The sequence below is a fragment of the Longimicrobiaceae bacterium genome (assembly GCA_035696245.1).
Lineage (GTDB): Bacteria > Gemmatimonadota > Gemmatimonadetes > Longimicrobiales > Longimicrobiaceae > DASRQW01.
Map to the genome: position 1 here is coordinate 1 of DASRQW010000417.1, position 11098 is coordinate 11098.

The 11098-nt window shown below is 71.5% G+C and carries 10 protein-coding genes; 3 read left to right on the plus strand and 7 right to left on the minus strand.

What is annotated here, in order from left to right; genetic code table 11:
- Positions 1-244: hypothetical protein (locus VFE05_18620; protein ID HET6232095.1), on the minus strand; the 244-nt coding region annotated here is incomplete at its 3' end.
- A 175-nt stretch (positions 245-419) separates the two neighbouring features.
- On the opposite strand from VFE05_18620, the gene VFE05_18625 reads away from it, so the two are divergent.
- On the plus strand, positions 420-1355 hold the full coding sequence (locus VFE05_18625; protein HET6232096.1) for a branched-chain amino acid transaminase: 936 nt from the start codon (positions 420-422) through the stop codon (positions 1353-1355).
- A 494-nt stretch (positions 1356-1849) separates the two neighbouring features.
- On the opposite strand, the gene VFE05_18630 is transcribed toward VFE05_18625, so the two are convergent.
- The 3 genes from VFE05_18630 to VFE05_18640 all read right to left on the minus strand — a co-directional run bounded on the left by VFE05_18630 (position 1850) and on the right by VFE05_18640 (position 5730).
- Positions 1850-2071: a DUF433 domain-containing protein gene (locus VFE05_18630; protein HET6232097.1), complete on the minus strand. Its 222-nt coding sequence runs from the start codon at positions 2069-2071 to the stop codon at positions 1850-1852.
- 41 nt (positions 2072-2112) lie between these two features.
- Positions 2113-3336: an AAA family ATPase gene (locus VFE05_18635; GenBank protein HET6232098.1), complete on the minus strand. Its 1224-nt coding sequence runs from the start codon at positions 3334-3336 to the stop codon at positions 2113-2115.
- Between the two features lie 66 nt (positions 3337-3402).
- Positions 3403-5730 (minus strand): glycoside hydrolase family 2 TIM barrel-domain containing protein, encoded by a 2328-nt coding sequence (locus tag VFE05_18640; protein HET6232099.1) that lies wholly within the window; start codon positions 5728-5730, stop codon positions 3403-3405.
- 146 nt (positions 5731-5876) lie between these two features.
- On the opposite strand from VFE05_18640, the gene VFE05_18645 reads away from it, so the two are divergent.
- Complete coding sequence (locus tag VFE05_18645) at positions 5877-6341, plus strand: lysozyme (GenBank protein ID HET6232100.1); 465 nt, start codon at positions 5877-5879, stop codon at positions 6339-6341.
- Between the two features lie 188 nt (positions 6342-6529).
- Here the strand turns inward: VFE05_18645 and bioD are convergent, their stop codons facing one another.
- From bioD to VFE05_18660, 3 genes are all read right to left on the minus strand, one after another.
- Positions 6530-7219 (minus strand): dethiobiotin synthase, encoded by a 690-nt coding sequence (gene bioD / locus VFE05_18650; protein ID HET6232101.1) that lies wholly within the window; start codon positions 7217-7219, stop codon positions 6530-6532.
- A 125-nt stretch (positions 7220-7344) separates the two neighbouring features.
- A complete protein-coding gene (locus tag VFE05_18655) occupies positions 7345-7647 on the minus strand; it encodes an MliC family protein (GenBank protein ID HET6232102.1) in 303 nt (100 codons plus the stop codon).
- A gap of 124 nt (positions 7648-7771) precedes the next feature.
- The gene (locus VFE05_18660) at positions 7772-8209 is read right to left on the minus strand and encodes a hypothetical protein (protein ID HET6232103.1); all 438 of its coding nucleotides are present in this window, start codon (positions 8207-8209) and stop codon (positions 7772-7774) included.
- A 378-nt stretch (positions 8210-8587) separates the two neighbouring features.
- Here VFE05_18660 and VFE05_18665 point away from each other — a divergent pair, with 378 nt between their 5' ends.
- A complete protein-coding gene (locus VFE05_18665; protein HET6232104.1) occupies positions 8588-10858 on the plus strand; it encodes a TonB-dependent receptor in 2271 nt (756 codons plus the stop codon).
- Positions 10859-11098 lie beyond the last annotated feature (240 nt).

Genomic DNA, 11098 nt, shown 5'->3' on the forward strand with positions numbered 1-11098 from the left:
TTAAGATTGCGTGGATATGGTTGGGCATGATTACGAAGGCATCGAGTTCAACGCCCGCGAAGCGGCGAGGCAGGGACAGCAATACTGCCTTAGAAACCTCGCCAGCGGGAAACAGAGTGACTTGATCGTTCACGATGCGGCTGAGCGAGCAAGCCCGGTTCTGGGTGCAGATCGTGACGAAATACGCGCCTGGCGTGGTGTAGTCGTAGTGCGGCAGGCGGAGGGCGCGGCGTTCGGGGAGCATCGAGCGGGTGTGCTGAGGGTTGTGTGCATGGCGGCGCAGTCCGACGACAGAATAGTGGTCGTGGAAGGTGGCGGGAAAGATGATGGGGTTGCGGGGCGGGGGCTGGGGGGCGAGCGTGTCGGCACGCCGGGATGGTGGCGGCGGCAACGCATCGCTCTAGACGCGGGACACGTGCATGGCTCAGATCAACGAGACGGAGTGGATCTGGCGCGACGGGGAGTGGATTCCCTGGGCCGACGCCACCGTTCACCTCCTCTGCCACTCCCTCCAGTTCGGAAGCTCGCTCTTCGAGGGCATCCGCTGCTACGCCACGCCGCGCGGCCCGGCCATCTTCCGGCTGGACGAGCACCTGCGGCGGCTGTACGACTCCGCCCGCATCTACCGCATGCCGCCCGAGCCGGACTTCGCCACGCTGCGGGCCGCGTGCAGCGAGATCGTGCGGCGCAACCAGGTGGAGCACTGCTACCTACGCCCCATGGTGCTGAGGGGCTACGGCGCGGCGGGCATGAACCCCATCGGCAGCCCGGTGGAGACGTACCTGGTGTGCTGGCCGTGGGGCACGTACCTGGGCGAGGGCGCGCTGGAGGCGGGCGTGGACGTGAAGGTGTCGAGTTGGCAGCGGCAGGCGCCCAACACGTATCCCGCGCTGGCGAAGGCGGCGGGCAACTACCTCAACGGGCAGCTCAGCCGCCTGGAGGCGGTAGAGGACGGGTACGCCGACGCCATCGCACTCAGCCACGGCGGGATGGTGAGCGAGGGCACGGGGCAGAACGTCTTCCTCGTGCGCGACCGGGCGCTCATCACGCCGGCGCTGGACGGGACCAACCTGGCCGGCATCACCCGCGCGAGCATCATCACGTTGGCGAAGGAGATGGGCATCGAGGTGCGCGAGCAGGCGGTGCCGCGCGAGATGTTGTACATCTGCGACGAGCTGTTTTTCACCGGCACGGCGAGCGAGGTCACACCGGTCCGCAGCGTGGACCGCATCCCCGTGGGCAGCGGCAAGATGGGCGAGATGACGCGCGCCCTCCAGCAGCGCTTCCTTGACCTCGTGCAGGGGCGCACGGAAGACACGCACGGGTGGCTCACGTACGTGAACGAGACGGCGTAGGCGCGGGAAGCGGCGGTTCGGTGGGTTATCGACCGGCGGCGTCGGGCGGCAGCATCGCCCTGGCGGGTTGGGCCGCGCGTGGAAGCGGACCGAAGCTCCGGTAGCAGACCGCGAAGGGCGACATCGCGAGGCGGCATCGCCCTGGCGGCTAAAGCCGCGGGCTACAAAGGCACGAAGCCCACCGGCGTGGGCTGCTACGGGAAGTAGGAGGCGTGCCGGAGGCAACTTCGGCGAGGCAGCCTGGGCTCCGCTGGGTTAGCTATCCTGCGGCACGCCTCCAGGTAAACCCGTCTCCGCGTGGTGTGCAAACGGCGAGGGCGTCCGCTCCAAGCGGGCGCCCTCGTTCGTGCGGTATCCTTTGCGTGTCTCCCCAAACCACTGCGCGTCCGGAGCGGACCGAAGCTTCGGCAGCAGCCCGCGAAGGCGGGCTTCGCGCCGTTGTAGCCCGCGGCTTCAGCCGCCAGGGCGCGGCTGCACAGATCCTTCTCGTGGGGCTACGAAGGTCCGGTCGCTCCCGTCGGATTTCGTCCGTACTTCGCCGCGGCGGCGAGGTCTTCGCGCTCCAGGTCGGGATAGTCGGCCAGGATCTCGTCCGCCGTCATGCCGGAGGCGAGCAGATCGCGGATCATCTCCACCGGATAGCGCAGACCGCGGATGGTCGGCTTGCCGTGGCAGACGGCCGGATCGACGGTGATGCGGCCGCGCAGTGTGCTCATCCGGTCACCTCCGTTGGGGAAGTTCTCGATCTGCGCGAAAGCTACATGAACACCCTCGCGAGCGCGACGAGGCTGGCGGCGAGGGCGATGACGGCGGCGATGAGGATGGGGCGCCACTTGCGCTTCCAATCGGCTTCCGCGGCGGCGAGGGCGGCCGTGGCGGCGGCCTGGTGCGCGCTGAGGGTGGAGAGAAGCTCGTCCAGGCGGCGGCGGGTGTCGCGCTGCGTGTCCTCCACGCGGCGGAGGGTGGCGGGCACCTCGGCCAGCCCGTCCTCCACCTCCACCAGGCGGCCGGCGAGGGTGGATAGGTTCTCCTCCAGCGCTTCCACGTCGGTGGATGGCTGCTGGTGCGCGACGCCGGCGGCGCCCAGGGCGGAGAGCGCCGTGGAGGCGGCACCGTCGCTGAACAGCGACTGGTCCATCACCCGGCGGGCGGAGACGACCTCCTGCATCGCCTCGGCGAAGTGGGCCTGGGTGATGTGCTTGTGCTCGTCCGCGCCGGGCTCGGCGATGGCCATCTGCGCGGCCTTGAGCACGGCGTTCTTGATGTCGCCGCCGCTGCCCTCGAAGGTGCGGGCGAGGGCGGCGAAGTCCACATCTTCCGCCAGCGGCGTCTTGCGGGCGTGGATCTGCGCGCGCCAGATCTTCTCGCGCTCGGCCACGCCGGGCATCTCGAAGAGGATGTGCGTGCGGATGCGGCGCTCGAACGCGGGGTCGAAGTTGGCGGCCAGGTTGGTGGCGAAGATGACCACGCCCGGGAACGCCTCCAACTCGCGCAGCAGCACATTCACCACGGCGTTGGCCTCGCGCTGGTAGCCCTGGTCGACAGACGTGAAGCGGCGCCCGGCGATGGCGTCGGCTTCGTCGAAGAAGAGGACGGCTTCCTGCTCGGCGGCGGAGCGGAAGACGCCGGCCACGTTCTTGGCCGTGGCGCCCGCCCACTGCGACTCCAGCTCGGCGTAGCGCACCACGAGCAGCTTGCGGCCCAGCGCGTGGGCGATGGCCTCGGCGCAGATCGTCTTTCCCGTGCCCGGCGGACCGGCGAAGTTGAACGCCAGCCCCAGCCCGGTATCGTGGCGCTCACCCAGGCCCCAGTCCTCGAACATCAGGTCGTGCTTGCGGATCTGGAGCAGCGCGTTGTCCAGCGACCGCCGGGTGGCGGGCGGCAGCACCACGTCGGCGAAGCTGCGGCGGGGCGTGACCGCCTCCACCAGCACCTTGCTGTTCGATTCGCCGAAGAAGAGGTCGCGCAGCGGGTTGGGCATCGTGTTCCGGATCGGGGAGCAGCGTTCAGGCGCCGCGCACCTGCTTCGCGCGGGGCATGACGTGCATCAACGGAAGTCGCGTGCCGAGAGCGCGTTGCGGCCCAGGACGCGCCCGTCGCGGTCCGCGATCCACACCTCCAGCGTCGTCCCGCCGCGCGAAACCGCGGGCAACGGGCCGAGGTCGACGATCTTCACCGCCGCGTCCGCCGCGACGTCCAGCACGCGCGTGGCCTCCGCGGAAGCGGTGCCGTCTGCGGAGACGGTGCGCCAGTGGAGGGTGGCGGCGGGGATGGGCGCGAGCCGGTCGTTCACGATCCACAGCGAGACCGGCGCGTCGCGCTTGTCGATCGTGTACTCGATGCTGGGGAGCACCGGCTGCATGGCCAGGCGCAGCGCGTCGTAGCCCGGCTTGGCGCGGCGGTAGTAGTCGACCACCGCCCAGGTCACGGACGGCCAGTCCTCCACGAACATGAACTGGTAGATGCCCGTGCTGCCGTTCCACTTCCGCCTCCGGAACCGCTCGGTGCCGTAGCGGACGACCTGCGCCTGGTACGCCTGCGAGCTGGCGACGAACTCGTCGATCGTGCGCCCCTTCTCCACCCGTCCGCTCTGGAACGTGGGGTCCGGCTGGAAGTCGCGGAACGCCCACGTCTCCCATCCCTCCGGCGTGGTGGGAAAGAGCGTGTCGCCGGGAAACATGGTCCGCAGCGTCTCGATGTTCGGTAGCGCCTGGGCGCCGTACTCGGTCACGAACGGCTCGGTCCTGTTCGCGAAGCCGGCCACCGTGCCGTAGTACCAGCCGGGGTACGGATGCCCATCGCCCGTGCCCGAGTCGCGGTGCTTCACTCGCGACGAGTCCATGCGCGCCGCGAGGGCGACCAGCGAGTCGTCGAGCGCGAGGTTCTGATGCGGGTCCTTCTTCCTCATCCAGTCCATCGCGTGCGGCGCCTCGTTGTGCATGCACCACGCGATGATGGACGGATGGCTGCCGAAGCGCCGGATCATGGCCGCGGCCTGGCGAAGTGCCTCGGCGTGGAACGCGAGGTCGTCGGTGTAGCCCCACTGCAGCGGGAAGTCCTGCCACACCATCAGCCCCGCGCTGTCGGCCACCTCGTAGAACTCCGGCCGCTCCAGGTGGGCGTGGGGGCGCACGGTGTTGAGGTTGGCGCCCACCATCATCTCCACGTCGCGCTCGTACCACGCGCGGTCCGCCTGCGAGAGCCACTGGGTGGCGATGTAGTTCGTGCCGCGGGGGTAGATGCGGCGCCCGTTCAGCCGCCACACCCACGCCGAGTCGCGGGAGATGGAGCGCACGCCGAAGGTCGCCGTCCGCCGGTCCGCCGCGGACGTGGAGCCGGCGCGGGCGAGCGCCGCGTCCAGGCGGTAGAGGTTGGGCCGGCCATAGTCCCACGACCACCACAGCGCGGGATGGGAGATGCGGACCTCCGTGCGCGCCCGCGTCACGCCCGGCCGCGCGGCGACCGCGAGCTGCACGGGAATGCGCGCATCGCCGCCGAAGTTCTTGGGCGTCACCTCGCCTTTCAGCACGGTGGAGACGGTGGCTGGCGTCCAGTTCCGCACCGTCGCCTCGATGACGAGGCGCGCGGAGGCCTCGCTCACGTCCAGCGGCGTCACCGTCAGCTCCTCGATCTCCACGCCGTCGCTCTCGCGCAGGGCGATGCCGCGCAGGATGCCGCCCGTGCCGCGCTCCTGGCCGCGCGGCGACGTCGCACCGGGACGCGTGTCGTGGTACGCGAAGATGCCCTTGACCTGGTTCTGCTGCTTGGGCCATGAGATGGGCCAGCGGTACGACATGTCGAACGGCATCTCCGGCGCGGAGACGCGGACGGCGATGCTGTTGATGCCGGGGCGGATGGCCCGGCTGACGTCTACCGACCACTTCTCGAAGTAGCCTTCGTGGCGACCCACAGGGACGCCGTTCACGAACGCCTCGGCGTAGTAGTCGACCATGTCGAGGTCCAGGATCACGGGCCGCCGCGCATCTCCCGTCCACTCCACCGTGCGGCGGAACCAGACGGTGCCGTTCCAGTCCAGGCCGCGCTCCGCATCCACCGGCCAGATGTCGCCGGGGCTGGCGGACTGCACGGCGCGGTCGGCGTGCGCGGGGTAGCGGTCGCTCCCCAGCAGGAACCAGCTCGACGGCAGCCGCATGGTGGGCCACTGCGAGTCGTCCACCACCGCTTCGCCGAAGCCGCCCTCGCCGTTGTACGGCAGATAACGCCAGTCCCCGGCGAGGTCTACGCGCCGCAGAGCTGCGGGATGCGCAGCCGGGCGGTGCTGCTGCGCTTCGAGTCCGCTTGAGGCCGGCAGGCAGGCCAGCGCGGAACCGGCGAGCAGTGCTGCGAGGGGAAGCAAACGGCGTGTGAGGGGCATCTTCCGCGGTCTTGCGTGTCGTCAGGTGTTTCGCGGCGCGCGGAAACTGCAAGAGAGCGACCGCCGGGGCGAGCGCGGGGAATCCGCGTCCGCGGTCCATCATCGAACCTGGGGCGGATCACATCCACGGACGAACGGAGGCGGGGATGAAGACGAGCGGAAGCGGGATCGCGCTGCTGCGCGGGTTCGAGGGCGTGCGGCACACGGCGTACAAGGACCAGGCGGGGCGATGGACCACGGGCGCGGGCCATCTCATCAAGCTGCCGGCGGAGCAGAACCTGCTCGCCGCGACGCTCACGGACGCGGAGATCGACGCGCTGCTCGCCCGGGACGCAGGCGTGGCGGAGGCGTCCGTGAGCCAGCAGGTGAAGGTGCCGCTCACGCAGAACCGGTTCGACGCGCTGGTCTCGCTCGTCTACAACATCGGCGACGGGGCGTTCGCGTCGTCCACCGTGCTCCAGAAGATCAACGGCGGCGCGCCGGAGGCGGAGGTGCGCGCCGCCTGGGCGATGTGGGACAAGGTCACGGACCCCGCGACCAAGCAGCACAAGGTCTCCGACGACCTGGTGAAGCGCCGGAAGGCGGAGGCGGACCTATACTTCGGAGGATGAGGCGGCGGCGTAGCTGTCGGTTGACCGCGGCAACAACCGCGCGAATTCCCCCCGCGGGACTACCCCGAATCGGCATCGACGTGGGCTGCCCGGTGGACGGGAGACGCGGGATCCCACGTCAGTAAAAACGACAAGGCTCCGCGCCGAGAGGGTGCGGAGCCTTTGTCGTTCGATCCGATTCGATCGGATCAGGCGGGGGCGACGCGGTCGCTGACGATGGCTTCCATACCGCATTCCTGCGCGGTGCGGGCCAGGAGGTCGAAGTCGCGCGAGTCCTCGACCCACGGGAAAATGATGACCGGCACCGGCATCAGCAGCTCGCGCAGGGCGGCGAGGTTGGAGTCGTCCGGCGTCGCGGGGGCGGCCGATGCCGTGGGGGTGAGCACCACGCCGCGGACGCGCAGGCCGGCGTCGTGGGCGGCGCGGACGGTGAGCAGCACGTGGTTGATGACGCCGGTGCGGTTCGCGGCGGCCACCACCACGTCCAGCTCCCAGCTCACGAACAGGCCATCGAACCCCACGTCGCGGGTGATGGGCACCAGCAGGCCGCCGGAACCCTCCACCACCACGGCGTCGCGGCCCTCGATGAGCCGTCCGAACGCGAAGTCCAGCACGGACAGGTCGATGGGCGTACCCGCGCGCTCCGCCGCCAGCCAGGGCGCCAGCCGCGCGGCCAGGGCGATGGGGCGAACCACCTCCAGCGGGTCGGCGTTCCCGGCCGCGTCGCGCAGGAGCACGGCGTCGCCCTGCCCGTCGCCGTCGGCCACACCGCTCTCGATGGGCTTCATGGCGGCCACGCTGCGCCCCTGCTTCCGCAGCAGCGCGATGAGCGCGGCGCTCACCACGGTCTTGCCCACGCTGGTGTCGGTGCCCGTCACCCCGATCCGGATCAATCTTCCTCCCAGGTTCGCCCGCTCACCCGCACGACATCCACCATCCCACCATTCGCCGCCGCACTTGGCCGGCATGGACGCACGGCCTGCGCCGCGCGCCCGGGCGGGGGTCACTCGCCGTCGCCGCGGGTGCAGCCTTCCACGGCGGGGTGGCCGGCGCGGGCGATGCTCGCGGTGCGGCCCTTCTCCCAGAACACGAGCGTGTCGTTCGCGTACCGCCCGCCGTCTGCCGAGAGGGTGCGGGGGAGGTGCACGCTACTGGCCCCTGAGGAGAGCACGACGCTGTCGCCGCCCGCGACGAAGCGCGCGCGGACCGAGGTGCCGTCCGGACAGCGGAACTCGTATCCCCGCGGCCTCGCACATCCGGCCGCCGTCACGGCCAGGAGCGCGGCCGCGATCCATTGTCGGTTCATCGTCACGCCACCCGGTTCGGAAGCGGGTCGGGGAGATGCGCGGCGTCCGTACGCCCATCCTCCTTGACCCGGAGGCCGTTCGCTCGCGCGCCCGAGGCGCGCAAGAGGCAGACCACGCGCCAGGCTATGGATGCGATGCGTCCGGCCGCGCCGCCGCAGGGGAAGATGCGCACGGAGCTTCGGCCGCATGCGGGGACCGAGCGGACGGCGCATCCACCTGCGCCCGCGCCGTGTCCGTCCGCGCGGGAGCGAGCAGGCGGCCGGGCAGTAGGACGGGCGACGTCCTCCCGATCGCCGCCGCGCCCGCCCCCAGCGCGATCCCCGAAGCCGCCGATGCGAGCGAGCACGTCCCGCCGTGCCCGCTTTCGGGAGATGCGGTCGCGTGCGCGCTCGCACCCGCAGCCGTGTCGCGAGCAGCCGGATGCACCTGGGCGCGGCGGGTGTGCGGCTGCGCGTGCGATGCCGCGGCGTGGGCGCGAGGCGCAGTCGTCGTCGCCTGCTGCGCGCCCGCCGCGGACGCAATCGCCGATGCGAGAACGACGAGGAGGGGCAGAAGCTTCATCGGATGGATTCGGAATGGGCGGGAGGATTCGTCTGCGGGAAGATGCCGCGCGGCGCGGCTGCGACGCAAGCGGTAGCAGATGTTTCGCCATCCACCGCACGCCATCTCCCGACGTCCATGAACACCGCGCATCGGCCGGAGCCCCGCCTCCTCCGGAGAGCGGGCCGTTCTTCGGATTTCTCGCATCTCCCGAGCACGTCGTATTCGTCGTTTGCCGCGCATCTACCGAGACGGAGAACGACATCGGTCGCGGAAGGTCGCCGGTCGACGGGCAGCCTCTTCGCGCCGCGGGAAGGTTGCCGTGGGGCGGGGCGGGAGCATAGAATCCGCCGCATCCACGCACGCCCGTCGTCCTCATCTTCCGCGCAGGCCTCTCACGTGATCGCTCCGTTTTCCGCGCTGCTCGCCGCGGCGCTCTCGTCCGCCGCTCCCGTGCCGGGCGGGCACTCTCCGCACATCGTCGCAGCGGCCGCCATGGACACGCTGCGCGGCACCGTGACCGACACCGCGGGCGCGCCGCTGGCCGGCGTGGAGGTGACCGTGGTGGAGCTGGAGCGGAAGACGCGCACCGGCTCGGGCGGCGAGTTCGCGTTCGCCGGGCTGCCCGCGGGCCGCTACACGCTGGCGGCGCGGCGGCAGGGCTACGCGGCGGCCATCCGCACGCTCTCCACGCGCGAGGGCGGGGACCTACGCGTGGCGCTCACCGAGTCGCCCATCGAGCTGGAGGGCGTGACGGTGACGGCGGGGCGCACGGCGGCGGCGGGCGGGTCGGTGCTGTCCACCGCCACGGTGGGGCCGGAGCGCATCCGCCAGGAGCACTCGGTGTCGCTGGCGCACACGCTGGAGAGCGTGCCCGGCGTGCGCACGCTCTCCACGGGCGAGCAGATCGGCAAGCCGGTGATCCGCGGCTTCTCGGGATCGCGCGTGCTGGTGCTGGCCGACGGGCTGCGGCTGGAGGACTACTCGTGGAGCGACGAGGATGCGCCGTCGGTAGATGCACGGCTGGCGCAGCGGGTGGAGGTGGTGCGCGGCCCCGCCAGCCTGCTCTACGGCTCGGACGCCGAGGGCGGCGTGGTGAACGTGATCCCCGAGGCGCTGCCGGACGCGCTGGGCCGCACGGGCTACACGCGCGGCGGCGTGGAGACGTACTTCTCCACGGGCAACACCGAGGGCGGGCTGGTGCTGCACGGCGAGGGCGCGCGCGGCGCCTTCGGGTGGCGGGTGGTGGGCATCGGCCGCCTGGCGGAGGACTACCGCACGCCCGGCGGCAAGGTGGAGAACACGGGCTTCGGCGCCTTCAACGGCGAGCTGGCGGGCGGCCTGCGCGGCGGGTGGGGCAGCGTGACGGCACGCTACGACCGCTACGGCGGCGAGTTCAAGCTGCTGGAGGCGGACAAGCCCGTGACCGCACCGGGCGCCGGGGAGAAAGAGGGCGGGCCGGAGCGCAAGCTGGCCGACGACCGGCTCCAGGTCGCTGCCGTGCTGCCGTGGCGCGGCCTGCGCGTGGAGCCGCGTGCCCAGCTCCAGCGCCACTCGCTGATCGAGGTGGCGGACGAGGTGAACGGCACGACGCAGCCGGGCGCGGAGTCGGTGCAGTTCGACCTGCTGCTCAACACCTTCACCTTCGACCTGCTGGCGCACCACGGCGACGCGGAGGGCACGGGCGGCACGTTCGGCGTGTCCGGCGTGGCGCAGAGCAACGACACGCGCGGCCCCGTGCCGCTGGTGCCGGACGCGGGCATCCGCACGGGCGCCGTGTTCGCGTTCCAGCAGGTGCAGATGGGCCGCGTACGGCTGCTCGCGGGCGCCCGTGGCGACGCGCGGAAGGTGGATGCGGACGCGAACGCCACGCTGGGGCTGGCGGACGACTCGCGTAGCTACCGGGCGCTGACCTTCAACGCGGGCGCGGTGGTGGACGTGGCGGGCGGGCTGTCGGTGCGCGGCAACGTGGGCCGCGCGTGGCGGGCGCCCACCCTGTTCGAGCTGTTCGCCAACGGGCCGCGGCTGGGCGAGGCCCGCTTCGACATCGGCGATCCCACGCTGGGCACCGAGCAGAATCTCTCGGCCGAGGTCGGGCTGCGCTGGGCGGGCGCCCGCGTGCAGGCCGAGGTGGAGGCGTTCGGCAACCGGGTGGACGACTACCTGGTCGCGCGCCCCACGGCGCAGACGCAGCAGGGCCTGCGCGTGTTTCGCTACGCCGCCACCGATGCGCGGCTGTGGGGCGGCGAGGGCTCGGTGCAGGTGCAGCCGGTTCGCTCACTCCTCCTCCGCGCCGCCGCGGATTACGTGCGCGGCGAGGACCGCACGCTCGACGAGCCCCTGCCGCTGATGCCCCCCGCCCGCGCCCTGCTGCGCGCGGAGCTGCGGCCGGAACTGTCCGGCACGCTGCGCGGCGCGAGCCTGTGGGCGCAGGTGCAGGCCGTCGCGCACCAGGGCCGCCCCGCGCCCGAGGAGCTGGCGCCGGACGGGTACACGCTGCTGGACCTGGGCGGCGGCTTCCGGCCGCGGCTGGGGCGGCGCGTGGTGGCCGTGGACCTCCAGGTCCACAACCTCCTGGACACCTCGTACCGCGACTTCCTGAGCCGCTACAAGGAGTTCGCAGACAACCCCGGCCGCAGCCTCACCCTCCGCCTCGCCACCGACTTCTGACGAGTTCGCGGATGTGATCGGCAGCGCGCCGATGTCCGGCAGTTAGTCCCCGCAGGGGGACTTTGCGCAGTCGTTGCCGCGGTTTCAGCCGCCCGTCGTCATCATCCTAAGCGCCGCGAGCCCGCCTGCTCGCGGCGCTTCGTGCGTCCGTCGCATCCGCGAACGGCGGGCGGATCGGGATGGGAGATGTACATCGGCGGGCGGCGTTCGGTGCACGCTTAGAGTTGCGGATGCGAAAAA

What these genes read in the sequence shown, in the direction of transcription:
- VFE05_18645 (HET6232100.1), top strand. Translation starts at nt 5,877, where the DNA reads ATGAAGACGAGCGGAAGCGGGATCGCGCTGCTGCGCGGGTTCGAGGGC.
- VFE05_18660 (HET6232103.1), bottom strand. Translation starts at nt 8,209, where the DNA reads ATGAAGCTTCTGCCCCTCCTCGTCGTTCTCGCATCGGCGATTGCGTCC.
- VFE05_18630 (HET6232097.1), bottom strand. Translation starts at nt 2,071, where the DNA reads ATGAGCACACTGCGCGGCCGCATCACCGTCGATCCGGCCGTCTGCCAC.
- VFE05_18640 (HET6232099.1), bottom strand. Translation starts at nt 5,730, where the DNA reads ATGCCCCTCACACGCCGTTTGCTTCCCCTCGCAGCACTGCTCGCCGGT.
- VFE05_18625 (HET6232096.1), top strand. Translation starts at nt 420, where the DNA reads ATGGCTCAGATCAACGAGACGGAGTGGATCTGGCGCGACGGGGAGTGG.
- VFE05_18635 (HET6232098.1), bottom strand. Translation starts at nt 3,336, where the DNA reads ATGCCCAACCCGCTGCGCGACCTCTTCTTCGGCGAATCGAACAGCAAG.
- VFE05_18655 (HET6232102.1), bottom strand. Translation starts at nt 7,647, where the DNA reads ATGAACCGACAATGGATCGCGGCCGCGCTCCTGGCCGTGACGGCGGCC.